22 protein-coding genes are annotated in these 26,498 nt (G+C 65.9%); 11 read left to right on the forward strand and 11 right to left on the reverse strand.

The features are described from left to right. Window positions 1–131: 131 nt before the first annotated feature. The 4 genes from V3B48_RS00005 to V3B48_RS00020 form a co-directional block, all read right to left on the reverse strand. Window positions 132–869 (reverse strand): MgtC/SapB family protein, encoded by a 738-nt coding sequence (locus tag V3B48_RS00005; RefSeq protein ID WP_285301700.1) that lies wholly within the window; start codon window positions 867–869, stop codon window positions 132–134. A gap of 31 nt (window positions 870–900) precedes the next feature. Then, the gene (gene mgtA / locus V3B48_RS00010; RefSeq protein WP_329892881.1) at window positions 901–3,660 is read right to left on the reverse strand and encodes a magnesium-translocating P-type ATPase; all 2,760 of its coding nucleotides are present in this window, start codon (window positions 3,658–3,660) and stop codon (window positions 901–903) included. Window positions 3,661–3,722: 62 nt separating this feature from the next. Further along, window positions 3,723–4,022 (reverse strand): hypothetical protein, encoded by a 300-nt coding sequence (locus tag V3B48_RS00015; protein ID WP_032129479.1) that lies wholly within the window; start codon window positions 4,020–4,022, stop codon window positions 3,723–3,725. A gap of 282 nt (window positions 4,023–4,304) precedes the next feature. Then, window positions 4,305–4,607, reverse strand: a complete 303-nt coding sequence (locus tag V3B48_RS00020) for a hypothetical protein (protein ID WP_329892882.1) — start codon at window positions 4,605–4,607, stop codon at window positions 4,305–4,307. Window positions 4,608–4,898: 291 nt separating this feature from the next. Between V3B48_RS00020 and V3B48_RS00025 the strand changes: the two genes are divergently transcribed. From V3B48_RS00025 to V3B48_RS00040, 4 genes are all read left to right on the forward strand, one after another. Then, a complete protein-coding gene (locus tag V3B48_RS00025; protein WP_329892883.1) occupies window positions 4,899–5,615 on the forward strand; it encodes a CS1 fimbrial subunit B flags: Precursor in 717 nt (238 codons plus the stop codon). Window positions 5,616–5,725: 110 nt separating this feature from the next. Then, window positions 5,726–6,220, forward strand: a complete 495-nt coding sequence (locus tag V3B48_RS00030; protein ID WP_329892884.1) for a CS1 type fimbrial major subunit — start codon at window positions 5,726–5,728, stop codon at window positions 6,218–6,220. Window positions 6,221–6,286: 66 nt separating this feature from the next. After that, window positions 6,287–8,848 (forward strand): TcfC E-set like domain-containing protein, encoded by a 2,562-nt coding sequence (locus V3B48_RS00035; RefSeq protein WP_329892885.1) that lies wholly within the window; start codon window positions 6,287–6,289, stop codon window positions 8,846–8,848. Next, complete coding sequence (locus V3B48_RS00040) at window positions 8,845–10,032, forward strand: hypothetical protein (protein ID WP_329892886.1); 1,188 nt, start codon at window positions 8,845–8,847, stop codon at window positions 10,030–10,032. The genes V3B48_RS00035 and V3B48_RS00040 overlap by 4 nt, the downstream gene beginning before the upstream one ends. Window positions 10,033–10,147: 115 nt before the next feature. On the opposite strand, the gene pip is transcribed toward V3B48_RS00040, so the two are convergent. Continuing rightward, window positions 10,148–11,095, reverse strand: coding sequence for a prolyl aminopeptidase (gene pip / locus V3B48_RS00045; protein WP_329892887.1), 948 nt, complete (start codon window positions 11,093–11,095; stop codon window positions 10,148–10,150). 126 nt (window positions 11,096–11,221) lie between these two features. On the opposite strand from pip, the gene V3B48_RS00050 reads away from it, so the two are divergent. Next, window positions 11,222–11,875: a TraX family protein gene (locus V3B48_RS00050; protein ID WP_329892888.1), complete on the forward strand. Its 654-nt coding sequence runs from the start codon at window positions 11,222–11,224 to the stop codon at window positions 11,873–11,875. Between the two features lie 123 nt (window positions 11,876–11,998). Next, window positions 11,999–12,424, forward strand: coding sequence for an organic hydroperoxide resistance protein (locus V3B48_RS00055; RefSeq protein ID WP_121503386.1), 426 nt, complete (start codon window positions 11,999–12,001; stop codon window positions 12,422–12,424). Between the two features lie 47 nt (window positions 12,425–12,471). Here the strand turns inward: V3B48_RS00055 and V3B48_RS00060 are convergent, their stop codons facing one another. After that, window positions 12,472–13,341: a hypothetical protein gene (locus V3B48_RS00060; protein WP_285301709.1), complete on the reverse strand. Its 870-nt coding sequence runs from the start codon at window positions 13,339–13,341 to the stop codon at window positions 12,472–12,474. A gap of 215 nt (window positions 13,342–13,556) precedes the next feature. On the opposite strand from V3B48_RS00060, the gene V3B48_RS00065 reads away from it, so the two are divergent. The 3 genes from V3B48_RS00065 (at window position 13,557) to V3B48_RS00075 (ending at window position 17,305) form a co-directional block, all read left to right on the forward strand. Continuing rightward, complete coding sequence (locus tag V3B48_RS00065) at window positions 13,557–15,584, forward strand: hypothetical protein (protein WP_329892889.1); 2,028 nt, start codon at window positions 13,557–13,559, stop codon at window positions 15,582–15,584. Between the two features lie 61 nt (window positions 15,585–15,645). Continuing rightward, window positions 15,646–16,329 carry a molecular chaperone gene (locus V3B48_RS00070; protein WP_329892890.1) on the forward strand — a complete coding sequence of 228 codons (684 nt, stop codon included), beginning with the start codon at window positions 15,646–15,648 and terminating at the stop codon, window positions 16,327–16,329. Window positions 16,330–16,939: 610 nt separating this feature from the next. Continuing rightward, the gene (locus V3B48_RS00075) at window positions 16,940–17,305 is read left to right on the forward strand and encodes a hypothetical protein (protein WP_121503371.1); all 366 of its coding nucleotides are present in this window, start codon (window positions 16,940–16,942) and stop codon (window positions 17,303–17,305) included. A 128-nt stretch (window positions 17,306–17,433) separates the two neighbouring features. On the opposite strand, the gene V3B48_RS00080 is transcribed toward V3B48_RS00075, so the two are convergent. After that, entirely contained in the window at window positions 17,434–19,629 is a 2,196-nt protein-coding gene (locus V3B48_RS00080) for a TonB-dependent siderophore receptor (protein WP_329892891.1), read from the reverse strand. Between the two features lie 239 nt (window positions 19,630–19,868). Here V3B48_RS00080 and V3B48_RS00085 point away from each other — a divergent pair, with 239 nt between their 5' ends. Together V3B48_RS00085 and V3B48_RS00090 are read left to right on the forward strand one after the other, a co-directional pair. Further along, entirely contained in the window at window positions 19,869–20,453 is a 585-nt protein-coding gene (locus V3B48_RS00085; RefSeq protein WP_329892892.1) for a TetR/AcrR family transcriptional regulator, read from the forward strand. A gap of 53 nt (window positions 20,454–20,506) precedes the next feature. Continuing rightward, a complete protein-coding gene (locus V3B48_RS00090; protein WP_329892893.1) occupies window positions 20,507–21,619 on the forward strand; it encodes a crosslink repair DNA glycosylase YcaQ family protein in 1,113 nt (370 codons plus the stop codon). A 384-nt stretch (window positions 21,620–22,003) separates the two neighbouring features. Here the strand turns inward: V3B48_RS00090 and V3B48_RS00095 are convergent, their stop codons facing one another. Genes V3B48_RS00095 through V3B48_RS00110 form a run of 4 tightly spaced genes read right to left on the reverse strand, consistent with a single transcriptional unit; the run spans window position 22,004 to window position 26,415 of the window. After that, window positions 22,004–22,282, reverse strand: a complete 279-nt coding sequence (locus V3B48_RS00095) for a DUF3325 domain-containing protein (RefSeq protein WP_329892894.1) — start codon at window positions 22,280–22,282, stop codon at window positions 22,004–22,006. Beyond that, window positions 22,279–23,889, reverse strand: a complete 1,611-nt coding sequence (locus tag V3B48_RS00100) for a PepSY-associated TM helix domain-containing protein (RefSeq protein WP_329892895.1) — start codon at window positions 23,887–23,889, stop codon at window positions 22,279–22,281. The genes V3B48_RS00095 and V3B48_RS00100 overlap by 4 nt, the downstream gene beginning before the upstream one ends. After that, a complete protein-coding gene (locus V3B48_RS00105; protein ID WP_285303706.1) occupies window positions 23,886–24,185 on the reverse strand; it encodes a DUF3649 domain-containing protein in 300 nt (99 codons plus the stop codon). Before V3B48_RS00105 ends, V3B48_RS00100 begins: the two co-directional genes overlap by 4 nt. Before the next feature lie 52 nt (window positions 24,186–24,237). Further along, complete coding sequence (locus V3B48_RS00110) at window positions 24,238–26,415, reverse strand: TonB-dependent siderophore receptor (protein WP_329892896.1); 2,178 nt, start codon at window positions 26,413–26,415, stop codon at window positions 24,238–24,240. Between the last annotated feature and the right edge of the window lie 83 nt (window positions 26,416–26,498).

A 26,498-nucleotide genomic window follows, 5' to 3' on the forward strand; every position in this document is an offset into this window, starting at 1 on the left:
CTGGCCGGCAGCTGCAGGATCGTCCCGGAGTCTATGAGGTTGCCGGCCAGCGGCCGGCACTTCCCAGGTCTGTGCCGACCAAGGTCGGCACCTACCAAGCGGTGCACGATGTTGCCGGCCAGCGGCCGGCACTACTCATCCAGGCTGGCGTTCCAGAACCCCTGCAGCACGCCGGGGGTGGTCGCCAGCGTGGCCAGCACCGCATCCAGTTCACCGGCATCGACCGTGGTGGCATACAGCACCGCTTCTATCTCCACGTCGCGCTCGCCGAACGGGCGCTGGTCCACCGCGCGTACCGGGTAGTGCGCCTGTTCCAGCAGCAGCAACAGCTGGTCCAGCACCTCGGCCTGCTGCTCGCGCTGGCAGACCACGTTGATCGCATAGGTCGCCTCGCTGAACGCCTCCGGCAGCGGCTGCCGCTGGATGCGGTTCACCACTGGCCGCAGCAGGGTGTTGGCGGCCAGCACGAACACCGCCGCCATCACCGCCTCCGGCAGCAGCTTGATGCCCGCACAGGCACCGACCGCCGCCGAGCCCCACAGGGTGGCGGCGGTGTTCAGGCCGGACACCTGCGCACCGTCCTTCATGATCGCGCCGGCGCCGAGGAAACCGACGCCGGAGATCACATAGGCCACCACATGCAGCGGTGAGGGCGGGCCGCCATACAGGTCATGGAAGCGCACGGCCAGGTCGACGAACACCGCCGCACCCACTGCCACCAGCGTATTGGTACGCAGGCCGGCGGTGCGTTGACGCAGCTGCCGCTCCAGGCCGATGACGGTGCCAAGCACGAACGCCACCGACAGGCTGATCAGCGAGCTCAGGGTCGCGCCGGCGTTGAACGCCGGCAGGTTCGGATTGATGTCCATTGTGTTTCTCCCTGGACCAGGCGGCGGGCGCTTACTGCCAGCCGTAGCGACGGATGTAGATCTTCTTCAGCACGGTTGTCAGCACCGCGTAGCCGAACAGGATCGCCACCAGGAACGGCCAGTAGCCGGTCGGCAGGGCCTGCAGCTTGAAGTAGCCAGCCAGCGGGCTCATCGGCAGGGCCACGCCAATGGCCATGATCAGGCCGGTCATCACCAGCAGCGGCGGCGCAGCGATGCTCTGCAGGAACGGCACCTTCGGTGTACGGATCATGTGCACGATCAGGGTCTGGGTCAGCAGACCCACCACGAACCAGCCGGACTGGAACAGGCCCTGGTCGGCCGGTGTGCGCGCATCGAACACGTACCACATCAGCGCGAAGCAGCTCAGGTCGAAGATCGAGCTGATCGGCCCGAAGAACACCATGAAGCGTCCAATGTCTGCCGGGTTCCACTTCAGCGGCTTGCGCACCAGCTCCTCGTCCACGTTGTCGAACGGAATGGCGATCTGCGAGATGTCGTACAGCAGGTTCTGTACCAGCAGCTGCAGTGGCAGCATCGGCAGGAACGGCAGGAAGGCCGAGGCCACCAGCACCGAGAACACGTTGCCGAAGTTGGAGCTGGCGGTCATGCGGATGTACTTCAGCATGTTGTTGAACGTGCGCCGGCCCTGGATGACACCTTCCTCCAGCACCATCAGGTTCTTTTCCAGCAGGATGATGTCGGCGGCCTCCTTGGCGATGTCCACCGCGCTGTCCACGCTGATGCCGATGTCCGCAGCACGCAGCGCCGGTGCATCGTTGATGCCATCGCCGAGGAAACCGACCACCTTGCCCTGTGCGCGCAGCTCGCGTACCAGGCGCTCCTTGTGTAGCGGTGTCAATCGGGCAAACACACGGTGGTGGTGCAACGCCCGCGACAGCGCGCCGTCATCCATGCGCTCGATCTGCGGACCGGTCAGGATGGTGTCCGCCTCCAGCCCGACCTGGGCACAGACGCGGGCGGTGACCAGCTCGTTGTCGCCGGTGAATACCTTCACCTCTACGCCATGCGCGGCCAGCGCCTGCAGCGCCTGTGCAGCCGATTCCTTCGGCGGGTCGAGGAAGGCCACGTAGCCGACCAGGGTCAGGCCGCACTCGTCAGCCTGCGAATACACGGTCTGGCTGGCAGCAGTTTCCTTCATCGCCACTGCCACCACGCGAAGGCCCTGTTCGTTCAGTTCCTCGGTGGTCTGCCGCACGCGCGCCAGCCGCTGCTCATCCAACGGCTTGTCCTCGCCGTTCTCGCGCACGGTGCTGCATACCGCCAGCATCTCCTCAACCGCACCCTTGCAGATCAGCTCATGGTGGTCCTCACGTTCGGACACCACCACCGACATGCGGCGGCGCTCGAAGTCGAACGGAATCTCATCCACCATGTGGTAGTCCTGCGACAGCCGCAGTGAGCTCTGCAGCTCCACGTGCTCCAGCACCGCACGGTCGAGCAGGTTGATCAGCCCGGTCTGGAAATGGCTGTTGAGGTAGGCGAACTTCAGCACATCCTCCGAATCGTGACCGAATACGTCGGTGTGCCGTTCCAGCGCGATCTTGTCCTGGGTGAGGGTACCGGTCTTGTCGGTGCACAACACCTCCATCGCGCCGAAGTTCTGGATCGCATCCAGGCGCTTGACGATCACCTTGCGCCGCGACAGCAGCACCGCACCCTTGGCCAGGGTGGAGGTGACAATCATCGGCAGCATTTCCGGGGTCAGGCCCACCGCCACCGACAGCGCGAACAGGAACGCCTCGGTCCAGTCGCCCTTGGTCCAGCCGTTGATCAGCAGCACGAACGGCACCATCACCAGCGCGAAGCGGATCAGCAGCCAGCTGACACTGTTGACGCCAGCCTGGAACGCCGTTGGCGCACGGTCGGTAGCGGTGCTGCGCTGGGCCAGGGTGCCGAAGTAGGTGCGGTTGCCGGTGGCCAGCACCACGGCGGTGGCGGTGCCGGACACCACATTGGTGCCCATGAACAACAGGTTGTGCTGCTCCAGCAGACCGGCCAGGCCATCGCCCGGGTGCGCGAACTTCTCCACCGGCAGCGACTCGCCGGTCATCGCTGCCTGCGCCACGAACAGGTCCTTGGCGGTCAGCACGCGGCAGTCGGCCGGAATCATGTCACCGGCCGACAGCACGATGTGATCACCGGGCACCAGCTCGCGGATCGGCAGGTCCAGCAGGCGTGCCGGGCGACGGCTGTGCAGGTGCGCACCGAAGTACTGGTCGGCCACATCGGCGGCCTCGGTACCCGGATTGCGGCGCAGCACGCGTGCGGTATTGCCGACCAGTGCCTTCAGCCGCTCGGCGGCACGGTTGGAGCGGCCTTCCTGCACGAAACGGATCAGCGTGGACAGCAGCACCATCGCGCCGATCACGATCGTGGCCTTGATGTCCTCGGTCAGCCAGGACACCGCCGCCAGTACGGTCAGCAGCAGGTTGAACGGGTTGCGGTAGCACTGCCACAGATGACGCCACCACGGCAGCGGCTTTTCGTGATCCACCTCGTTGGGGCCGAGCGTGGCCAGCCGCTCCTCGGCCTCGTGCGGGCTGAGGCCATCGACGTGCGAGTCGAGCGCAGCCAGCAGGCGCGGCTCGTCCAGCTGCGACAGGGTGACCAGGCCGGTGGTGAGCGCGAATGGTGCGGCCTCGGCGCTGCCCGGGCCGAAGCCGGCTTCGGGCATGGCGCGACGGCCGAACAGGTTGCCTGCGCGACGGCTGCGCAGGAAGGCATTGAACCAGGCGTTGAGCAGGCTCATGGGAACTCCTTGAATGTCAGAGCCGGCCGCGGCCGGAACACGAACGGAACGGATGCAACGGTTCAGGCGTGGCGCATCGCCAGCACCGCCGGTGACCACGGCTGCATGTGCAGGCGCTGGCTGCCGCCGATGCACAGCGGCTTCATCGCATCGCGAAGGGGGTAGGGCAGATGGCGCAGCACGTTGATGCGTTCGCTGATCGGCAGCAGCGACAGTGCGTCGGCGACCACGCGCGGCGAACCGAGCGACAGCGATCGGGCGAAAACCACGGCGCCGTGCTGCAGCAGGTGGCTGCGCAGGGCGGCAACATCGCGCTCGCCGATCAGGCGGCGCAGGGTGATGTAGAGGATCTTGTAGGACATGGGGGTGATCTCCAGGCAAGCGGCGCCTGGCGATCCCCCGTCACTCAGGCAGGCAGGGACCGGCGGACAGGCGCCAGGAACAGGCAACAGGCGGGCATACGGGGCGCGGTGCGCCCGGCAGGGTCGGGGTCCATCTGCGTCTCCATGAGGGGAGTGGGGCAGCCAGGGTTGCCTGGCCAGTGGCGCTATTGTCCGCCCCTGAATGGGGTAGTCCTAGAGGCTCGTGGGTTAGCCCGGCTATACCTTGGTATAGCCGGGCCCGGCGCTGTGCCAAGGCGCGGATCAATGGGCAGCGGGCGTGGTCTGCTTGCAGACGTCATATTCGCCACGTGTGAGCGTCTTGTCGTGGTCGGTGTCGCAGGCATGCAGTCGTTCGGCCCAGTCCGGCGCAACCGCATCGACTTCGGCGAGGGTGACGATGCCGTCCTTGTCCTTGTCCAGCGATTCATAGGCTGGAATCAGCTTCACTTCGGTTACGTCCTCGGCCGCGGTGGCCTTGCTGGCTTCCTGGGTCCTGGAACACGCGCCGAGCAGCAGGCCCGCGCAAAGGGCGAGGGCAACGGGGAGATAGCGAACACCGGTCATGGCAGGCTCCAGAGGTAGGGATGCAGGCCACCGCAGTGGTGGTCACGGCCGGATCTTCTGCGCGGGACTGTAAGCGGGTTGCGAAGAATGCAGGAAAGCGTCCACGCGAGTGGGTTGCCGTTCACCGCGAGTGCGCCGGTCCCGCAGGCCAGGATCGGCAGACTAGGAATCGTTTCAAACCTGTAGGACAAGTCCGACTTTTGCAACTTTTTGCATATCGAGGTTGTGATGAGGTCGTGAAAATTCGCGCTCGCCATTCCCTGCGGGCTCGCCATGCATCGTCTTCTCTCTTTGAGTCTGTTGGTCATCCTGTCTGGTAGCGCGCAGGCATCCACACCGCAGATCAATGTCGGCGTGCTGTTCGACTATCTGCAGCCCTCGCACAGCAACCTGCTCAAGCGCATCCGCAACACCGGTGATGCCACCGCCTATGTGCGGGTGGAAGTCACCCAGATGCACTTCGATGCCGACGGCAAGGCCCGTGAGACGCGGGTGGATACCAGTGCTCTGGTACGCAATGTGCCCGATGCGCAGGGCGTCATCGCCAGCCCCAGCCGCCTGATTATTGCAGGCAATGGCCAGCAGGCCACGCGCCTGGTGTATCGCGGCGCGCGCGACGAAGAACGTTACTACCGCCTGCGGTTCGTGCCGGTGGCGCCCAACGCCGCGGAGTTCGCGCTCAGCGAGGAACAGGCGCGCGAAGCGGCCGAGCTCACCTCTGCCATCCGCGTATTCACCGGCTACGGCACGATCTTCTTCGTCGCGCCGGAGAACCCGCGCTACGACACGCTCGTTGAACCACAGCAGGTGCGAAACCGTGGCAATGCCACCGTGGTGCTGGACAACCTGCGTCAGTGCGAGCGCGACCGCCCCGACACCTGCACGCCGGGAATCATTGCCCATGTGCGTCCTGGCAACAGCTACGCGCTGCAGGCCGCTGAGAACCAGTTCCTGCGCTTCGAGCTTCGCGAAGGCGATAGCCAACGCAGCATTGACTCACGCCGTTAAGCCCACTTCCACCGATGGATCTATCCCGAACGGGCCTGCCAGGCGCCCGCTGGGACGGTGTTGCCCTTGCCTGGCACCTTGATTTCCACCCTTGAACCTGGAGTGCATCCATGTCCCTGAAGACCACCCTGCTGGCAGCGGCCACCGCCCTGCTGATCACCCCGGCCGTTGCCCTGGCCGCTACCGAAACCAAGTCCATCACCATCAATGTCACCGCCGACGTGCCGAACAGCGCCGGCCTGCAGGTGTCCACCCCCGATGGCTGGGAAGGCCTGCCGCAGAACCTGCCGTGGGATACCGCCCGTCAGACCTTGGGCGATTTGACCGGCCGCGTCATCAATATCAAGTCGCCGGCGGCGATCAGTGCCTACCTGTCGTCACCAGCGCAGATGGCCTCGGCTGCCGACGTGGTCGACCTGGCAGTGAAGCTGGACAACGTGGTGGTGCCGGCCACCTCGGCCGCGAAGATCGAAGTGGCCAACGCTGCCCAGGCCGCCGCCGGCAAGTCACTGGCCTTTGCCATTGCCCCGACTGCGCCGAGCGGTGGCTACAAGCAGGGCAGCTACGGCGGCCAGTTCCACATGATCTTCGAAAGCGACATCTGACGATCATGCAGCCTCGTGCCCTTTTGCCGCGTCATCGATGCGGCGGGAGGGCGCAGGCATCCGCCCATGAGACTTCCCCTCGCTCCCGCATATCCGGCCCTTGCGCGATTGGCGGCTGGCATTGGCGCCGTGGTGTTTGCCGCGTCCAGCCATGCCGCCGGTCTTGCGCTGGGTGAACTGCCCAGCCTGCTGGAGCAGCGCGAGCGCATGCCCGCGGAGTTCCGCGGGCACCTGTTTGGCAATCCGCTCACCGTGCGGGTGGAGCTGGACGGGGGCTATCTGGGGGACGCCGAGGTGCTGCTGCACGAAGACAATCGTGTGCAGTTGATCGGCTTCGGCGAAGTCCATGACAGCCCGCTTCCGCAGACGGAGCGGGCGCGCTGGGCCGAGGCGCTGGCCGAGCCGATGGCGCTGGGTATCTGCAGCCAGCAATGCCGCGGCCTGGCCGCGCTGCACTACAGCCTGGCCAACTCCCTGCTGAGCCTGCTGACCCCGGCGGGGGCACGAAAGGAAGAGCGCCATATCGCACTGCCAGAGACCGGCAGCCATGGCCTGATCGTGCGCAACAGCCTGTCAGTGCATGGGGGGCAGGAGCAGCAGACCGCCGCGCGCTACAGCGCCGAACTACGCGGCAGCGTCGGTCATTGGAGTACGGTCGGCAGCTACCAGTACTACGCTCAGCCTGGCAGCAGAGAGCACTACCTCAGTGCGCTGTATGCGCAGCGCGAGCTGGGCGATCATTTCGTCCGCGCAGGCTACTTCCTGCCCACCTTCGAAGGCATCATCCGCCAGCCGCGTGCACCGGGCACGCAGAACGATACCGCGCTCGGGTTCATGCTCGGTTCGTCGGATGTGCTGCTGGCGGATACGCGCAGCCCCAGCGTGTACCCTGTCTACGTCACCGCCAGCCGCGAAGGCGTGGTGGAGATCCTGCGCGACGGCAACCTGCTGTCCACGCAGGCGGTCAAGCCCGGCATCCAGGAAATCGACACCCGTCGCCTGCCAGGCGGCATCTATGACGTGGAACTGCGGGTCATTGAAGATGGCCGTGAAGCCTCGCGCGAAACCGCATCGATCCACAAGCCCAGCCGCTGGACCGACCCGTCCCGGCGCTGGCGCTACAGCGTGTTTGCTGGCCAGCAGCGCGGCCTGCTCGACAGTGGGCGCTCAACACAGGATGGCAAGGTCGCCGCAGGCGCTGTGGTCAACTACCTGCTCCACCCGCGTGCGGTGGCCGGCGCCTCGGTTCAGCAGATCGGCGAACGCCGTGCCGCTGGCGTATCCATGGACTGGCAGGCCAGCGACCGTTTCAGCACGTACACCAATTTCTATACTTCCAGTGATGCCGGGCGCGGCGTCGACCTGCAGGGGCTGTACCGCTACCGCGCCGGCTCGATAGTGGCCAACCATGCGCGTAGTTGGACCGAGCAGCGCCATCGGGTGCTGCCCGGCGATGGCTCGGCGCCGCGCTGGGAAACCCGGGGCGGCTGGCAGGACACCACAGCAGTATCGATCACCCATCGCTTCAACCACCGCGACAACGCCAGCCTGCGCGTATCGCGCAGCTCGGGATTCACCAAAGGCACCGGCATCGATGTCTCCTACGGTCGACGCGAGACTCTGTTCGGCAGGCACGATGTGAACTGGCGGGTCTCGGCCTACGACCGTCCCGGCAGCCGCTTCACCCATTATCGCCGGCAGCGCGGCGTCGACCTGACCGTCAGCGTGTCGCTGGGCAGCGAGCGCCGCAGTTACAGCGGCAGCCTGGGCAGCCGTACCGGCGAGGCCGGCCAGCGCGATACCTATGTCAGCGCTGCAGCCTCGCAGCGTGTGAATGGCAAGCTTGTGCAGAGCGTGAACGGAATGATCAGTGCCGAGCGCAGCGGTATCGGTGCCGGCGCGGGCGCCTATCTGCAAAGCCCATTGCTGGAAGGCGATGTGCAGCTGTACCGCGGCGCCGACGCCGGCCGCATCAGCGGCAGCGCCAACCTCGACAGCACCGTGGTGATCGGCGGCGGTCACGCTGCCGTGCTGGGCCAGGGGCGCAGTGGCAGCGTGGACACCGGCATCATCGTCGATGTGCGCAGCGACTATGCCGATGTCGCGCTGCGCGCGGATGACAGCCGTGGTGGCGGCGTGGACCTGAAGCCGGGGCGTAACTTCGTGCCGGTGACCGCCTACCGCGCGGGCCACGTGCAGTTCGACTTCCAGGGCCGGCATGCGCCGGCCGCCGCGCTGCAGCCTTCCACCGTCAGTTATCACCTCAACAAGGGCGGGGTGATGCACGCCACCGTGGATGTGCTGCGTACCTTCACAGTGATGGGCCAGGTGCTTGATGCCGATGGCAATGGCGTGCGCGGCGTGCAGGTGATCAACCATGCCGGGCGCAGCGTCAGCCAGGAGGAAGGGTTCTTCACGTTGGAACTGAGCGCGCGCGCGCCGGTGGTGGAGCTGCGTTACCCGAACCTGGTCAGCTGTTTACTGACGATGGAGGAGGGGCGCTATCCGCGCGAGGGCGATGTGTTGATGGTGGGGGGCGTTGGATGTACCAGCAGCAAGGAAGCAGCTATCCCGCACGCTGCAACGGCAGATGCCCGGCGCAATTCTGTATCAGGAGCATCGAATTGAAAGAGATCATTGAGCCGCGTCAGCGCTGGTCCAGGATGCTCGCGCTACTTGGAGTCTTCGCAGGAACCTGGCAAGTGCAGGCGCTGGATCTGAAGATAACTGGCGAATACAAACCCACGCCGCAGGAACCCGGCAACGGTCAGTTCAAGGACACAACGCCTCGCCACAACTACTGCACCCGACCAGGCTGCAGACCCAGCATCCGTCTGGATGATGTGGCCATTAACTATCCGGAAGGCTTTGAAGCCGGGGCTACAGGCCGGGAATCCCTCTATTTCCGCATGCCTTCCATCCTGCGGACGGTCGTGCTGACACACGAAGAAGATGGGAGCGCGGTGGAGGTGCGGTGGCGGGTCGATAGCTTTACGGGGAGTATTGAAGGGCGACCAAACTCGGTGCAGCCCACTGGGTACTACGCCCCCTCTCCTTGCACCCTGATTCATGGAAGAGGACAGAGTGCGTGGTTCGATTTCCAATGGCGGCTCGATGAACGGGGGCAGGCCTGCTCAAAGAGAACGCTGGCAGACATACCCCCTGGAAGATTCTTGTACTTCGGAATCAGCTATGAACTGCAATTTCCAAACGCGGTGAGTATGAAAAATGGCCGCTATGTCGGGGTTGTGCAGCTGACCATGGGTCCCGGAGGAGACATCGACTTTGGTGACCGTGCGGAGATATCCGATAGCGTACTGAATATCTTAATCGAGCTCGAGGTACAGCATCAATTCAGAGTGCGCTTCCCAGCGGAGATGCCCAGCGTGCAGCTCTTGCCTGAAGGTGGATGGTCGCAATGGCGGGATCATGGCATTCGGCCGAACCGCCTTCGCCAGGAGCTTCCATTTCTGCTGACAAGCTCAATGGATCTCAGCATGAATCTACGCTGCGAGCATGATATTGACGACCGGTGCGGCATTCGCAACCAGCGCGACGAGGTGGTGGTCCCGGTGGACGTTGACGTGACCATTCCCGGAATGAGCAATGTCCGCGATGGGCGTCCGGCGCAGGACGCTGTACTGACGCCGGACGATGCGCAGTCTCCTCGATTCACCCCGGACGGCTATTTGATTCAGCGGCGCTCGACGCTGCGATTTACCGCTGGCCGTGACGCGGTGACGGAGATGTTGAAGTTCCCCGGTTCGCATTGGCAAGGCAACATGACGGTGGTGTTTGATGCCAATCCGTGAAGAGGGGGCAGAGCTCCTGGGTAGAGTCGACTGTTAGTCGACTGCTCCTTGCAGGAAACCGAAATCCCGCGCTGCGCGCGCGAGTCGACTAACAGTCGACTCTACCGGGTAGGCATCAGTACCGGTCGGCGAACGCATCGGTGGCGCGCACCAGCGCATCCACCGTTGCCGGCTCGTTCGCGCTATGCCCCGAGGTCACCATCTCCAGCCTGGCTTCCGGCCAAGCCTTGGCCAGGTCCCAGGCGCTGCGCGGCGGGCAGATGATGTCGTAGCGGCCCTGCACGATCACGCACGGCAGGTGGCGGATGCGATCGACATCGCGCAGCAGCTGGTTCGGCTCCAGGAAGATGCCATTGCGGAAGTAGTGGGCCTCGATGCGGGCCTTGGCCAGGGTATCCAGCGGGTCATCCGTGGAAACCGCATCCACGTCGTGTTGCAGGGTGGCGGCGTTGTCTTCCCAGCCCAGCCAGGCCTGCGCCGCTGCGATGCGGGTGGCCTCATCGGCGCTGTCCATGCGCGTCCAGTAGGCCGCAATCATGTCACCTCGCTCGCCTTCTGGAATGTAGGCCTCGTAGCGATCCCAGCGTTCCGGGAAGATCCAGCGTGCACCGCCGTTGGCCTCGGCGAACCAGCGATTTTCCATCTCGCGGCCAAGGAACACGCCGCGCACGATCAGGCCGGTGGCACGTTCGGGATGCGCCTGTGCGTAGGCCAGCGACAGGGTCGAACCCCAGGATCCGCCGTAGACCAGCCAGCGCTCGATACCCAGATGCTCGCGCACCTTCTCGATGTCGGCCACCAGATCCTGCGTGGTGTTGTCGCGAAGCTCACCGAACGGAGTGGAGCGTCCGCTGCCACGCTGGTCGATCAGCACGATTCGGTAGCGTGCCGGGTCGAAGAAGCGGCGATGGGTGGGCGAGATGCCAGCACCCGGCCCGCCATGCAGGTACACCACCGGGATGCCCTCGGGCGTGCCGCACTCCTCGATATGCAGGGTGTGCAGATCGCTCACCGCCAGGGTGAACTCGCGGTAGGGCTCGATGGGGGGGTAGAGGGTGCGCATGACGGGGGTCTCACCAGCAGGGCCTGCCAGCATACCCCTGCCCACGGCATCGGGCAGCGCCTGCGGACTGCGCGGTGATGGAAATGTGCTTGCCGATGCGCATAAGCTTCGGCGATGCAGCAGACCATGGCAGGGAACCGTCCCTTCAATCCCGTCCTGAGCAGTGGCGCCCGCGAGCTGCTGAAGTGGCTCGCGCTCCTGACCATGACCGGCGATCACGTGGCCAAGGTGCTGTTCGGTGGATACCTGCCGGTAGTGAGCGAACTGGGGCGCATCGCGTTTCCGCTGTTCGCGCTGGTGATGGCCTGCAATCTTGCCCAGCCGGGCGCCGATCTCGGCAAGTCGATCCGCCGGCTGGCCGCATGGGGCCTTGTCGCGCAGCCTCTGCATGCATGGGCCTTCGGCTACTGGCTGCCGCTCAACATCCTGCTCACCTTCGCCTTGGCCGCGGTGGCGGTGCATGCGCTGGCCAACAATCGGCCACTGCTGTTGCTGCTGGCGGCGGGCATGGCGCCGATGCTGGTGGACTACCAATGGGCGGGGGTCGGCTTCGTGCTGCTGGGCTGGATCGCATTCCGGCATCGCGCGTGGTGGCTGCTGCTGGGCGGTCTTGGGGCGGTGTGCTGGGCCAACCACAACGGCTGGGCACTGCTGGCCATCCCGGTGGTGCTGGCAGCGGCGCGCGTGCCATGGCGGCTGCCGCGCTGGCGCTGGGCGTTCTATGGGTACTACGTGGGGCATCTGGCGGTGCTGGCGCTGTACGTGCATCTGCACGTCTGACGATGAGGATGGAACCGGCTGCGCTATCGTCGCTGTCCGATGGAAGGCGCGCCGGACGGTGAGCAGGATGAGCGTGTGACGGCAAGCGCTGTCACCCACTCAAACAATCCATCGGAGCATTCCATGAGCATTGAATCGATCCTGTACTCGGCCCAGGCCACCGCTGTCGGCGGCCGTGAAGGCCGCGCCACCTCGTCCGACAAGATCCTGGACATCGCCCTGTCCACCCCGGCCGAACTGGGCGGCACTGGTGGCACCGGCACCAACCCGGAGCAGCTGTTCGCCGCAGGCTACTCGGCATGCTTCCTCGGTGCCCTGAAGTACGTTGCCGGCCAGGACAACATCGCCATCGGTGACAGTGCAGCCGTGACCGGTCGCGTCGGCATCGGTGCGGTCAGCACCGGCTTCGCCATCGACGTGGCACTGACCATCTCGCTGCCGGGCGTGCCCACCGCGCAGGCCGAAGAGCTGGTGCGCAAGGCGCACATCGTCTGCCCGTACTCGCATGCCACCCGCAACAACATCAACGTGGCACTGGTCATCGCCTGATCGCCCTGGCCGCAGCGGGGTCTGCCCTGCTGCGGTCCTTGTCACCCCTACCGGTCCAGATCGCGCCAGTCGTGCGGGGCTGCCGCCAGGAAGGCATGTGCAGCGGAGTACAGCGCCGCAGCGCCGCCAGCGATGGACTCGGCACCGTACTCGCCCAGCACGTGCAGCGTGCCGGCGGTGCTGCCATCGCAACGATGTCCGAGCAGCAGCACCGGGACCTGCGCCAACCTGGCCAGGCGCAGCGGTGCAGGCTCTGTGGCCTTTCCTGTCTTCCGCCATGGGCAGGGGTCCAGTACGGCCAGTACCGTGGCACCGCGTCGCAGCTTCCGCCAGGCTTGGCCGCAGCGCGACGGTTGTCCGATGTCCAGGCGATGCCCCTGGCGCTGGAGGGCCAGCAATGTGCGGTGCATGGGTGAAGCTTCATGGTGAAGCGAATTGATGAAGTAGTGTGCGGGCGCACCTGGGCGGTCCAACAACGCGGCCATGGCCAGGTTGATATCACCGCTGGGCAACAGGCAGACCACCCGCCGCCGGCCTGCGGCCGAGGCCCATAGCGCTCCCGGGTCATGCCACGCCATCCCGCGCAGCAGGTGCTGCAGGGCTGGGAAGGGCAGCGACTGCAGATGGCGCGCGTGGGCTTTGCGAAGCCAGCGCCCGGCCAGGAAGCGGGCCGTGAGTGTCGTGGCCGATGCGGGCGCGTGGCCCAGCCGTTGCAGCGTGCCATAGGCGCGGCCATGCCGCTCTGTCAGCAGCAGCGGGCCAAGCACGGCAAAGGCACCTTCGGCCAATGTTAGCCGCGCGGGCGCGGGGAGCATCGGCAGCAACGCCGCAGCGATCCGCAGGCTTGCACGGTGGCAGGCATGGCGGGTCATCAGGCGGAGTGCCCACAGGCGCTCGCCGTTCAGTGCTGGCTTCATCGCGAGGTCCTCGTCAGCGGGGAGACGCATAGCGTCCCCAGCAAGGCGCGAGGCAGAAACAGGACAAGTCCGAAATGTGGACAGAACTGTCTGTGCAGTCAAATGCGTCATGCATCGACGCGTTTTTCGATCTTGTCCTACATCGACGACCGCACACGCCACGCATGCTGGCGCTCCATGTTCTTCACAACGAGCGCTTGCCGCCGCCCGATGCCATGCCGTCCGCCGCCCCTTCCATTGCCGATTCGCTGCGCCGCCTGCACTCCGGTGCCGGGCCGATGCCGTCCGGCGCGGGTGAACTGCAGGCGCTGAGGCAGTATCCGCGCAGGTTGATGCTGGCCTGCGGGGCGGTGCTCAGCCTGCTGTCATTGAGCGTGCTGATCACCCTCATCGTGGTCCAGGTCAACGGCTATGAGGCGCGCCGCATTGCCGAGTTCCGCCGCGCCCACACGGCGCTTCAGTTCCAGCTGGCGCGGCAGGATGCCAGCCATGCGCGGCTGGCGAACATGGCCGAATATGCCTGGGATCGTGACGTACAGCTGGGCGATGCCAGCGCCGAGGCCATGCGCCGTGACTACCTGCAGGGTGGCCAGCGCCTGGTGGTGGCAGCGGACGCTAGCAGCCGGCCGCAGATGGCGCTGGGCCTGGAGACCGCGCAGTGGCGCCCGCAGGAACTGCAGCGCTACCTGCAGCTCACTACTGCGGTCTCACTCATCCAGCGCCTGACCCGCACCGCCGATGAGGGGGAGCCGGACACCGCGTCCTACTTCTTCGATCCCAGCGGCCAATACCTGTCGCTGGACAAGGGCCTGACCGAACGCAGCCTGATCAGCGCGCTCGCGGCCAGCTCGCGCAGCGAGGTCTTCGAGCATCTGCGCGCGCCGGCGCAGCTGCTGGCGCCGGCCTCAAGCCACGATCAGGTGCCTCTGCTGGAAAGTGTCGAGCGCAGCGATGGCCCGCGCCGTACCTTCGGCCGCCACCCCATCAGCGGTGAGCCATCGCTGGTATCGGTGTTCCAGGCCAGCCTGGGCGCCACCCCCATCGCCACCTTCGTGGCCTATGAACCGATGGCACGCCTGCAGGCGCTGCTACGCCACAACAGCCAGGGCCATATCGCGCTGCTGGACCGCGATGGCCTGCGCGTGCTCACGTCTGATGGCATTGATACCAGGGCGGCCCTCGCAGGCGCCGATACCGACTGGGTGCTGCTGGGCGACGCCACCCGTGCACGCTTCCACAAGGGCCGATTCACCTTGGCGCTGGCAGTAGCGGGTACGCCCTGGACGCTGGTGGAGACCTACCGCTGGGCCGACATCCTGCGTGGCGTCGCACCGATGCTGCTCAGTGATGTCGCCTGCCTGCTCGTAGCGCTGGCGCTGCTCTGGTTCCTGCTGCTGTGGCTGCACCGGCGCATGTACACGCCTGCGTTCCGCCAGGTGAAAGCCATCTACGCCCGCGACCGCCGGTTGCGCCTGCTGCTGGAGCATGTGCCGGTGGGTGTGGCGCTGCTGGAAGCCAGCACTGGCCATGTGCAGGACTGGAATGGCCCGCTGCAGCGCATGGACCGCGCCGCCGGCGCGCGGCTGATGCCGCAGCTGCGTGAGGCGCTGATGCAGGCCGATACCCGCCATGGTGCGGTGAAGGTGGAGGGTGACATGCCCGCAGGCGATGTCGGCACCCGCATCATGGTCAAGTACATACGCACGGGCGATCTTCCCAGCGGTAGCAGAACGGCCAATGAGGAGAAGATCATGCAAGCGCGGCTGTATGACCGCGCTGGAACACTGTTCGCCGACGAGAATCTCTGGATCGGGTCGAATGTCTTGACGATCCGGAACAGGCCCAGTTGCAGAATGCGGGCACTGGAAGTGTCAATGGGCATCATTCCGATGTCGAGATTCAAGGGCGTGGGAACGCAGGCCGGGGAGCGTAACTACGAACTGGTAGTGGACTGCGATGCGGGCGTCGGCCAGGTGAATTATCAGGCGGTACCCACCACGGCAGTGATCAACAGTGACCACGGCCTGGCTGAGGTCAGCGGCGGCGCGCAGGGTGTGGCGTACCAGTTCCTGCAGAGCGACGGTTCGCCGATGCAGTTCTATGCCACGGATGAGTTTGGTCACGGATCATCCAGCGTAGAGGTGCTGAAGAAGACCTTTGGCGTACGCTATCAGCAGACCTTGCCCACCATTATGCCCGGGCCGGCCAATGGCGGACTGGTGTTCAGCCTTACCTTCCCCTGAGTGGTTTTTGCAGCATGGAGCGAGCCTGGCAATGAGAACATCCCGGTGCTGCCTTTCGTTGGTGCTGTCGCTGCTGTTCAGTGCCTCTGCCGCGGCCGAGGTGTCCGTTCAGGGCACGCGGGTGATCTATCCGGCTGCTCAACCGGAGGTGAGCGTTGCGCTGAAGAATGAAGGCGCGCGCGCTTCGCTTCTGCAAGCCTGGGTCGCCGATGGCGACATCGACCAGAAGCCTGAGGCTTCGCAGGCGCCGTTCATTCTCGACAAGCCGCTGTTCCGGCTCGATGCCGGGCAATCGCACCTGCTGCGGGTGCGCAGCCTGCCAACGCGGGCGCCCAAGGACGATCGCGAGCATCTGTACTGGTTGAACGTGGTGGACGTACCACCACGCGAAGCCGCTGCGGCAGAGAACGCCGTGCAGCTGGCAATCCGCTTCCGTATGAAGTTGCTCTATCGGCCTGAAGGAGTGGGGGTGCCCGTTGCGCCAGCAGCAAGAGTGGGCTTCACCCAGAAGACGGACGCACTGACGCTGCACAACGATTCACCGCATTACTTCAATGTTGCAGAGATGACGCTGGTGTCGGCTGCCGGTGAGCGTGCGCTTGGCAGTTTCTACCTGGCGCCGGGGCAAACGAAGAAGCTGCCCTATCCGGAAGGCTTCGCTGGCCCGCTGACGGCAGTGCGATACAGCTGGGTGGATGATGACGGCATCCTGCATCCGGAACGTCCCACCCTGCCGCCTTTGTAGTGTCGAGCCATGCATCGACTGATGCGGCTCGGCATTGTCCTGTTTGCATGTATTGAGGGTTGTCGGACATCGGCGACGCGCTCCATGCAGGCACGCGCTGCATGCGTTCCAAAGCGATGGCAGCGGGCGGTTTGTCATGACCGTGGCGGCGCGTTGTCGTGGCCGGCACGCCGTGTCGCCAGGATTCAACCAATCCGGGGAGGATGGGGGGGGGCTTCAGCCAGTGTGTTCTAGGACGGTTCGCCCCTGAAAACAAGGCGTATTCGCCGCTTCGGCAGTGTGCGACAATGCCGCCCGCTGCAAGACTCTCTCCGTCAGCACCCCTCGTGGCTTTGCATAAGTCGCACGGTTGTGTACATGATGGATTGCCGCCGAAAAAGGGCGGCCGGGCGTGGAAACCCGTTAGTTGTGTGTTGTTAACGCTTGTCAGCCGGCGTCGCCTTGTGCGGCGCCGGCTGGCAATCCGTTCGCGTTTTATGGCGGGCGGTACGTGGGGTGTGCGCAAGCACACCCGCCGGGTCGTGACACACAACTACCGGTTTCCACACACGTACCGTCCGCCACCATTGTTAAGTGTGGCGGTGCCGTATGTCTTGCACGGAGACCTGCCATGAACGCATCGGATATTCCCCCTCTGCGCGCCCAGTACGCCCCGGCCAATGCCGACGAGGGCGAGGTGGCAAAGCCCGATCCCAACACCCTGATCACCCTGTTGCACCAGATTGGCCGCGGCGCAGCGGCCGACGGCCAGCCCTGGCCGGAACGCCATCAACTGCCGGGCCGCTGCCTGGCGCTGGCCGACGCCGATGGGGCGTTGGCCGGGCTGCGCATCGTGAACGAGATCCTGCTGGCCGCCGAGCGCGCCCGGCAGAATGGCGGCCCGGAACACTACGTGGGCGACCGGGTAATGGAAGGGTTGAAGCTGGCCGCGTTGGCGTTGACCAACCAGGCCATTTATCGCCTGCATCCGGAATGAAGGATGGCGGAGGCCGGTAGATCCACGCCATGCGTGGATGCTTTCGGCGGGTCACCATGGCATCAGCCAGGCATGGCCTGGCTCTACTGATGCATTTCCAGTAGATCCATGCCATGCGTGGATGCCTTTCAGAAATCCATCGTGGCCGACAACAACACCGTCCTCGGTGCACCCAGTGCCAGGCTGGAAAGCAACGGCATGCCCCAGTACGCCTTGTTGGTCACGTTGTTCACGCTGGCGCGCAGGGCAAGCGGTCGCCCCGCCATCGTGGTGCTGTAACGCGCACCCACATCGAACAACGTGCGCCCCGGCACCGACAGGCGATTGTCGGCACTGATGTACTGCTTCGACATCGCCGTGGCATTGCCGGTCAGGGTCAAACCCTCCAGCGCCGGCACATCCCATTCCACGCCCAGCTTGGCCTGGCGTTGCGCAACGGCGGTAGCAATGCGGCCTTCATTCACACCACCCGCCGTACGGGTCAGCTTCGGCTGCACGTAGGCCACGCCGCCCAGCAGGCGCACGCCGTCCAGGGGCGCGCCGAAGAAGCCCCATTCCACGCCACGGTTACGCTGTTCGCCACCGAACGAGAAGATATTCGTGACCGGGTCGGTGTAGCTGCTCGGGCGCTTGATCTCGTACACGCTGAAGGTGTGCGCGAAGCTGCCCAGGTCCAGTTTCAGGCCCAGCTCCTTCTGCTTGGTGCGGAACGGTGCGAACACATCGCCGGCATTGGCGGCGGTCATCGGCGCGGTGGCACCCTGGCTGAGGCCTTCGATGTAGTTGGTGTAGACCGAAAGTGTATCGGTGGCCTTCACCAGCAGGGCGGCCGCCGGGGTGGTGGCGCTCTCGTCGTAGCGCGAGGTGCGCGCACCCGTGGCCACATTGAAGGTCTCGCTGACCACCTGCTGGCGACGCAGGCCAATGGTCAGCTGCACGCGGTCATCGGCGAAGGACAGGGTGTCGGCGAAGCCGAGGCTGTCCAGCCGCAGTTCGGTGTGCGAGATATGCGGCGCGATGAACGGCGCAGCCGGGCCCCACACCGGGTTGTAGAGGTTGGTGGTCCAGTCCCAGCCCGGCACGCTGCGGCGGCCGTAGTCGTTCTGAGTGTGCTGGTAGTGGGTCACGTTGGCGGCCCACTGATGGCTCACGCTGCCGGTACGGAAGCTGCCGCGCAGCCCGGCGTCACCGGACTGCTTCTTGATGTCGAACGCCAGCTGGCCCATCACCGTGGTGAAGTCACCGGCCGGGTTGAGGATCTGCGCACTGATCGAGCCGTTGTAACGGTAGTCGGTCTTGCTGGTGCCATAGGCCAGGTAGGCCATCAGGTGTTCGTTGATGTCCAGCTCGCCGCGCAGCATCGCGCCCTTGTCCTGGCTGTCCACGTAGGCCCAGTCCGGGTTGATCAGGGTGTCGCCACGCGGTGGCCGCGGAATCGCCACGCCCGGTGCCAGGCCGACGCCACGAGCCGGACCATCGACGCGGTCATCGGCGCTGTACAGATCGGCGGAGAGGCGGGCGCGCTCGCCGCGCCAGTCCAGTGCCAATGAACCCAGTTGCACTTTCTTGCTCTGCTTGCCGACAGCACCGTCGCCATCACGGTAGGCGCCGTTGAAACGGATGCCGAACTGCTTGTCGGCACCCAGCCGGCGGCCCACATCCACGTGGGTGCCAAACTGCGCATCGGAGGCGAAGTTGGCGCTGACCCGCAGCAGCGGTTGCTCACCGGCACGCTTGGGCACCAGGTTGACGCTGCCACCAACCGAGCCGCCCGGCGGCATGCCGTTGAGCAGGGCGGACGGGCCCTTCAAGACCTCGATGCGCTCGAACATTTCCGGCGAGGTGCGGTAGTACGGCGCCATGCCGCTGAGGCCGTTGAACGTGGTGTCGCTGGTGCTGGAGGAGAAGCCGCGGATGGCGTAGTTCTCGCTCCACGAACCGGTCACGCCGTTACTGAACACCGTGGGGTCGGTAGCGGCGATGACGTCGGTGAGGTCCTTGGCCTGGCGGTCGCGGATGAAGGCTTCGGTGTAGCTGACCGTGCTGAACGGCGTGTCCATGAAGTCCTTGTCGCCGAGCAGGCCAACCCGGCTACCGGAAGCCACCTGGCCGCCGGCATAGTCGCCGGTCACACGGCGCTGTTCCTGCACCTGCACCGAGGGCAGGGTGGACGGCGCGGATTCGGCCAGCGCGGCAAACGAGGCCAGCAGCCCCATTGCCAGGGCCGACACCCGGTAGCGCCGGGCCATAGGCGGATGCATCTGCACGCGGCTCGCGGCGGCCGCTGCGGGCTGCAGCGGAGAGGAAAGGTGGTACACGGTCATGCCAGGTTCCTGTGAATCGCAGGTGCGAACGCGCCTGGCGCGCTGCCGAGGGCAAGCACGGGGGAGGGCGCGGCGCAGGGTTGTCGGCTGGGTGGGGACCTGGCGGGAAGTGAGCCATGGGCTCGATCGCGGACGGCGGCGGGGTTGCGAACCACACGCATTCCGAATTAGTTGAGTAAATTAAACTAAACCATATGAAGCGGACAAGAGGGTCCCTTTGCTGGCACCCTCGCTACGGTATGAACATGCACCCTGAAACCCCGGCGTCGGCCCGTGGCCGTCCGCCCACCATCACCCCCGATCGCCTGGCCGACATCGGCATCAAGCTGGGCCTGCCGAACCTGACCATGGCCAACGTGGCCGCCGAACTGGCGGTGACCCAGGCCGCGCTCTACAAGCGCGTGGCCAACCTGGAGGCCTTGAAGCGGCTGGTGGCCGATACGGTGTTCCAGCGCTGGCAGATTCCACGTGCTTCGGTCGATGCGCCGGGTGGGCTGCAGGCCTACCTGCTGGCATTCGTGGAATCGCTGTGCGAGGTGGTGAAAGCGCACCCCGGACTACCGCCCTACCTGCTGCGCCGTTCGGTGGCGACCACGCCGATGCTGGACAAGATCGCCTCGCACCAGGCCCATGTGGCCGAGGTGTTCGGCCTGCCGCTGGACAAGGCGCGCTGGCTGCTGGCCACGATCGCGTTCTACTGCATTGCCGGTGCGGACACGGTCTACGGGATTGCCGACGACGAAGAGGGCCAGGTGATCACCGAGTTCAAGCAGGGCATGCGTGCGCTGGTAATCGGTTCGCTGGAGGTGTTGGAACTTCGGTAGATCCACGCCATGCGTGGATGCCGATGCGCGGCTCGCCACGGCCCCATCCACGCATGGCGTGGATCTACAATGCGGCCATGCCTGCCACGCCCACCCTCGATGATCTGCGCCGCCATGCGGTGGCGCGCACGCTGTTCAAGCCCACCACGTTGCTGACCGCGATCCGGCGCCTGGGCTTCGTGCAGGCCGACCCGATCCGCGCACCGGCACGCGCACAGGACCTGACCCTGCGCCATCGGGTGAAGGACTACCGTGCCGGTGATCTGGAGCGGCGTTATGCGCGCCTGCCAGTGGAAGAGGATTGCCTGGTGAACTACGGCTTCCTGCCGCGCGAGCATCTGGCGTTGATGCATCCGCGTGTGTCCAGGCGCGCATGGGATGCCGAGACGCAGCGCCGCGCGGCGGATGTACTGGCCTTCGTGCGCGAGCGTGGCAGCGTGCACCCACGCGAGGTTGACCAGGCGTTTGCGCATGGCCGGGTGACCAACTACTGGGGTGGCACCAGCAATGCCAGCACGCACCTGCTGGAGGGCATGCACTACCGCGGGCTGTTGCGGGTGAAGCGGCGCGACAGCGGCACCCGCATCTATGCCGTGGCTGAGCACGCGGAAGCCGATGCCAGCGCGCAGGCGCAGATCGAACGCGCGGCTGCTTTGATCGACCTGGTGGTACGCAAGTACGCGCCGCTGCCGTCGGCCAGCCTGACTTATCTGGTGCGCCTATTGGGCTACGGCGCACCGCATCTGGCCGAACAGACCCGGCAGGCGTTGATGCTGGCCAAGCAACAGCTGGCCAGCTGCACGCTGGAAGGCACCACCTGGTACTGGCCGGCAGACGAGAACCCGCGCTCGCGCCGGCATGCGCCGGACGAAGAGGTACGCCTGCTGGCGCCGTTCGACCCGGTGGTGTGGGACCGCCGCCGCTTCGAGCTGCTATGGGGCTGGGTCTACAAGTTCGAGGCCTACACGCCTGCGCCGAAGCGCCAGTACGGCTACTACGCACTGCCGGTGCTGTGGCATGACCAGGTGGTGGGCTGGGCCAATCTCAGTGTGCGCGACGGTGAACTGGCGTCCAGCGTGGGCTACGCCGGCAAGTCGCTGGCCCGCGACAAGGTGTTTCGTGGTGCGTTGGAAGACGAACTGCAGCGCATGGCGGAGTTCCTGTAGCGCCCAGCGGCGCATGGGTGCCTATCGCTCCCGGTGCCCACCAAGGTGGGCATCTACCAAAGCAACGCCGCGCAGGCCCGGTAGTCGCCAACCTTGGTTGGCGCTGGCTTCCATCGGTGCCCACCAAGGTGGGCAGCTACCAAAGCAACGCCGCTCAGGCCCGGTAGTCGCCAACCTTGGTTGGCGCCGCGATGCATCGGTGCCCACCAAGGTGGGCAGCTACCAAAGCAACAGCGCTCAGGCCCGGTAGTCGCCAACCTTGGTTGGCGTCGCTTTCATCAATGCCCACCAAGGTGGGCAGCTACCAAAGCAACGCTGCTCAGGCCTGGTAGTCGCCAACCTTGGTTGGCGCCGTGGTGTATGGGTGCCCACCAAGGTGGGCATCTACCGATTCCACCGCCCATGCACCACCATCGCCACCACCACCACACCTGCGGCAACGCTGGTGTGACCGGACAGCGCAGCCAGACCGAAACCCACGCCCAACCCGCGCATGGCAAACACGGTACTGAACACCAGCAGTGCCCAGCCAATCGCGCGCAGCTGCTGGGTTGCCTGCGCGCTCAGCACACGACGCAATACGTCCCGCTGATGGCGCTCCATCGCCAGTGCCAGGCAGGCGAACGCGGCCAGCGACAACACGAACAGAATGACGTGGATCATGCACTGGCCTCCGGTGCCGCAGTGCGTGGCGCGGCAAACGGCCGGGCGCGTTTCACCTTCGGCGCATGCCGCCAGGTGCGCCAGGCCAGCAGCGTGTGCAGGGCGGCCAATGCCAGTAGGGTCAGGTCGGTGCCAGCGAATGCCCAGTCGCCCGCGGCCAGCGTGCGCCACAGCGGATGCAGCGTGGTCACCGCAGTCAGCACCGGCAGCAGCGCCAGCAGCAACGCCGCCAGCAGGAACTGTTCGATCCATGCGCGCTTGGGTGTGCGCATCGTGGCGTGCACGAACATGGCCGCCCAGGCCAGGAAGAACGCATGCACCTCCCACGCCGCGCGCCCGTCCATGGTGACGGGCAGCAGGCGGTTCGCCCACAGGTAGGCCGCCATCGCCACCGACAGGCCGGCGACGGTGGCGATGTTGAGACGCTCGACCAGGCGGAAGCCGAAGTAGGGGCGCTGCGGATCAGGCAGCTGCGCGCGGCGCTTGACCGTCCACAGCACCAGCCCGGTGCCGACCATGGCGCTGCCGGCCAGGCTGACGATGAAGTACAGCCAGCGTAGGGCGGCATCGGCGAAGCGGCCCAGGTGCAGGCCATACAGCACGCCCTGGGTATCGGCGGCAACGCCCGAGTGTTCCTTGATCTGCAGCAGCTGCCCACCGCTGCCGTCGAACAGCAGATAGTTCGGGGTGGTCGAAACACGGCTGGACTGCGCACGCACCACGGCCACGCGTGCGTTCTCGTCGCCGGGATTCTGCACCTGCACGCTGCCCACCGCGCCGGCTCCCCAGCGCTGCTCGGCCTGCTGCACCAGTGCACCGACGTTGGTGAGCGGAGCAGGGTGGCCGGCGGCCTTCTGCGGTGGCAGGAACAGGCGCATCTCGCTGACGACCTCGGCCTGCTGGCGCTTGTCCGGCAGCTTGGCCAGGCCCCACGGCATGTACAGTACCGCCAGCATCACCAGGCCGCTCCAGGTGATCATGAAGTGGAACGGCAGGCCGAGTACCGACAGCGCCGCGTGTCCATCCAGCCAAGAGCGCTGGCCCTTGCCCCAGCGGAAAGTGAAGAAGTCGGCGAAGATCTTCTTGTGGGTGATTACGCCGCTGACGATGGCGACCAGCATGAACATCGCGCACAGGCCGACGATCCAGCGGCCCCACATCGCCGGCATGTAGTGCAGGTTGAAGTGGAAGGCATAGAAGAAGTCGCCGCCGCCGGTGTCACGTGCCTGCAGCGGTGCACCGGTGCTGGCGTCGAACAGGCCCGAGTCGAAGCCATGCCGGCCACGCCCGCCCGGGCTGGCCCACATCGCCGACACCCACGGCATGCGCGTGCTCGGCAGGCTGAGGTTGATCTGGCTGGCCGCAGGCGTGTCGGCCATGATTGCCGTGACGGTACGCTGCGCAACCACAGCGGCGTCCGGCAACACGGACGGTGTGGCGATTTCCGGGCGGGTGTAGCGCGAGAGCTCGTCGCGGAAGTAGCTGGCGGTGCCGGTGAGGAACATCGCGTACAGGATCCATCCGGCCAGCAGCCCCACCCAGATATGCAGGTCGGACATGGTCTGGCGGATGCCGCGTGGCTTCGGAGTGCGATCGACCTTGCTCATGCAGCGCCTCCGTTGCCGACCGTCTGTGCGATCAACCACAAGGGCAACGCGACGAGGAGCAGGCCCAGCCACGCGCGCCACGCCGAGCGCACCGCGAACACCCAGACCACGGCGCCGGCGTACAGCAGGAAGCTGGCCAGCATGCCAGTGAACACGGCCTGGCGACCATCAATGGGCAGCGCCAGTGCCGCGATGCTGCACAGTGCGGCCAGCACATAGCCGCCGAACAACGCGGCGATGATGCGTGAGACCAGGGGCAGCCAGGCCAGCACGGAGGCGGTACGGGAAACGGTCAAAGCACTTCTCCAGGGCACCACGCGCAATGGCGTGGCGCCCTTGAAACGAGGATCAGAAATCGATGGTGGCCGACAGCAGGGCGGTGCGTGGCGTGCCCAGCCCGGAGCCGAGGCTGCCTGCCCAGTACGCCTTGTTGGTCAGGTTCTGCACAGTGGCGCGCAGTACCAGCGGATGGCCGGCCGCTTGCGTGGCATAGCGGGCACCGAGATCGAACACGGTGCGGCCCGCCACCCACTGGCTGTTGTCAGCGGTGATGTAGCCCTTGGACAGGCTGACCGCGTTGCCGGTGAGGGTGAGGCCGGCCACGGCCGGCACGTCCCATTCCACGCCCAGCTTGCCCTGCCATTGCGGTGAGGCCGTCGCCAACCGACCTTCGTTGACGCCGCCCTGGGTACGGGTCAGCTTCGGCTGCAGCCAGCCGATGCCACCGAGCACGCGCAGCTGTTCGGTGGCCTGGCCGAACACGGTCCATTCCACGCCCCGGTTGCGTTGCTGGCCTCCGAACGAGAACACGTTGGTCGCCGGGTCGGTGTAGGAGCTGGGCTTTTCGATCTCGTACACGCTCAATGCGCTGGCCAAGCGGCCGAAGTCGAACTTGGCACCGACCTCGCGCTGGCGGGTCTTGAACGGCGGGAACACGTCGCCCGCGTTGGCGGCGGTGGCCGGGGCGGTGCTGCCCTGGCTCAGGCCTTCGATGTAGTTGGCATACAGTGACAGGCGGTCGCTGGCCTTGAACAGCAGTGCACCGGCCGGGGTGTTGGCGCTGGCGTCGTAGCGTGCGGTGCGCTTGCCTGTGCCGCCATCGAAGGTATCGCTGAGCACGGTCTGGTGACGGATGCCCAGGGTCAGCTGCACACGATCATCGATGAAGGACAGCGTATCGGCGATGCCGAAGCTGGTGGTGCGCACTTCCGCGGTCTTCGGCAGCGACGCATCACTGAAGCTGCGGTCGATGGCAGGGCCCCACTGCGGGTTGTAGATATTGGTTACCCAATCGCGGGCCAGCAGGTTGCGCTTGAAGCCGAACTTCTGGTCGTGCTGGTACCAGGCTGCACTGATGGCCAGCGCGTGATCGACCGCGCCGGTGCGGAAACGCGCCGACAATCCGGCTTCGGCGGTGTCCTTGCTGTAGATGAAGCGTTGGTGGGCGAAGTTGTTGCGGAAGTCGCCGGCGGTGTTGGTGATCAGCGTGGTGGCACTGGCGATGGAGTCGAAATCGGTATGGCCGTGGCCGTAGCTGGCATGCGCCTGCAGGTAGTCATTGATGTCGAACGACCAGCGCAGTGCGGCGGCCTGGTCCTTGACGGTGCTGAAGGTCCAGTCCGGTGCAAACAGGGTGCTGGCTTTCGGCGGGCGGGGCACGGCCAGGCCGGGCGCCAGCGAGACGCCACGGTTGAGGCCATCCACATGGTCGCGGCTGCTGAACAGGTCCAGCGACACCTGCGAGCGCTCACCACGCCAGTCCAGGCCGAGCGATGCGAGCTGCGTCTTGTGCTGCTGGTGGTCGGTGGCGGTGTCGCCGTCGCGATGCACGGCATTGAGGCGTACGCCGAACTGCTTGTCCGCGCCGAAGCGGCGGCCGACATCCAGGTGACCGCCCCACTGCGCGTCGCTGCCGTAGCTGGCGGTGAAGCGGGTCAGCGGCGTGTCGCCTGCACGCTTGGGTACCACGTTCACCGCACCGCCCACCGAGCCACCGGGCGGCATGCCGTTGAGCAGCGCGGACGGGCCCTTCAGCACTTCGATGCTCTCGGCCAGTTCGGGAGTGACGCGGTAGTAGGGGATCAGCCCGTACAGGCCACCAAAGCCGATATCCGACGAGGCGACACCGAAACCGCGGATGTTGAAGTAGTCGGTGATGCCACCACTGGAGCCACTGTTGTAGACGCTGGGGTCGGTCAGTGCGATGACCCGCACCAGGTCCGGCGCCTGGATGTTGTCGATGAATTCGGCGGTGTAGCGGGTGGTGTTGAACGGCGTGTCCATGAAGTCGAGCTCGCCGAGCAGGCCGACGCCGCTGCCGCGCGTGACCTGGCCGCCGGCGTAGGTATCGGTGGGTGCGGTCTTGTCGGCGCGCACGTTCACGGTGGGCAACTGGCGGGCGCCATCGGGTGCATCGTTGGCGTGTGCGGCGGTGGCGATCAGCAGGGTGGGCAGCAACGCCGCACGTGCGGCCAGGGACAGCGCCGAGCGGCGTGGGAGGGGCAGGGTTCGCAGGGGGAGGGACATGGCGGTTCTCGTGTGGTGGGTCGTGCGATCGGCCAGCACGGCGCCGTCTGTGACCTGCAGGGGCAGGACGACGCGGGCTGTGG

Source organism: Stenotrophomonas sp. SMYL20, assembly GCF_036320045.1.
GTDB classification, from domain to species: Bacteria; Pseudomonadota; Gammaproteobacteria; order Xanthomonadales; family Xanthomonadaceae; genus Stenotrophomonas; species Stenotrophomonas maltophilia_A.

Coding starts and splice junctions, on each gene's coding strand:
- V3B48_RS00005 (WP_285301700.1), bottom strand. CDS start 869: ATGGACATCAATCCGAACCTGCCGGCGTTCAACGCCGGCGCGACCCTG.
- mgtA (WP_329892881.1), bottom strand. CDS start 3,660: ATGAGCCTGCTCAACGCCTGGTTCAATGCCTTCCTGCGCAGCCGTCGC.
- V3B48_RS00015 (WP_032129479.1), bottom strand. CDS start 4,022: ATGTCCTACAAGATCCTCTACATCACCCTGCGCCGCCTGATCGGCGAG.
- V3B48_RS00020 (WP_329892882.1), bottom strand. CDS start 4,607: ATGACCGGTGTTCGCTATCTCCCCGTTGCCCTCGCCCTTTGCGCGGGC.
- V3B48_RS00030 (WP_329892884.1), top strand. CDS start 5,726: ATGTCCCTGAAGACCACCCTGCTGGCAGCGGCCACCGCCCTGCTGATC.
- V3B48_RS00035 (WP_329892885.1), top strand. CDS start 6,287: ATGAGACTTCCCCTCGCTCCCGCATATCCGGCCCTTGCGCGATTGGCG.
- pip (WP_329892887.1), bottom strand. CDS start 11,095: ATGCGCACCCTCTACCCCCCCATCGAGCCCTACCGCGAGTTCACCCTG.
- V3B48_RS00050 (WP_329892888.1), top strand. CDS start 11,222: ATGGCAGGGAACCGTCCCTTCAATCCCGTCCTGAGCAGTGGCGCCCGC.
- V3B48_RS00055 (WP_121503386.1), top strand. CDS start 11,999: ATGAGCATTGAATCGATCCTGTACTCGGCCCAGGCCACCGCTGTCGGC.
- V3B48_RS00060 (WP_285301709.1), bottom strand. CDS start 13,341: ATGAAGCCAGCACTGAACGGCGAGCGCCTGTGGGCACTCCGCCTGATG.
- V3B48_RS00065 (WP_329892889.1), top strand. CDS start 13,557: ATGCCGTCCGCCGCCCCTTCCATTGCCGATTCGCTGCGCCGCCTGCAC.
- V3B48_RS00075 (WP_121503371.1), top strand. CDS start 16,940: ATGAACGCATCGGATATTCCCCCTCTGCGCGCCCAGTACGCCCCGGCC.
- V3B48_RS00080 (WP_329892891.1), bottom strand. CDS start 19,629: ATGACCGTGTACCACCTTTCCTCTCCGCTGCAGCCCGCAGCGGCCGCC.
- V3B48_RS00085 (WP_329892892.1), top strand. CDS start 19,869: ATGAACATGCACCCTGAAACCCCGGCGTCGGCCCGTGGCCGTCCGCCC.
- V3B48_RS00090 (WP_329892893.1), top strand. CDS start 20,507: ATGGCGTGGATCTACAATGCGGCCATGCCTGCCACGCCCACCCTCGAT.
- V3B48_RS00095 (WP_329892894.1), bottom strand. CDS start 22,282: ATGATCCACGTCATTCTGTTCGTGTTGTCGCTGGCCGCGTTCGCCTGC.
- V3B48_RS00100 (WP_329892895.1), bottom strand. CDS start 23,889: ATGAGCAAGGTCGATCGCACTCCGAAGCCACGCGGCATCCGCCAGACC.
- V3B48_RS00110 (WP_329892896.1), bottom strand. CDS start 26,415: ATGTCCCTCCCCCTGCGAACCCTGCCCCTCCCACGCCGCTCGGCGCTG.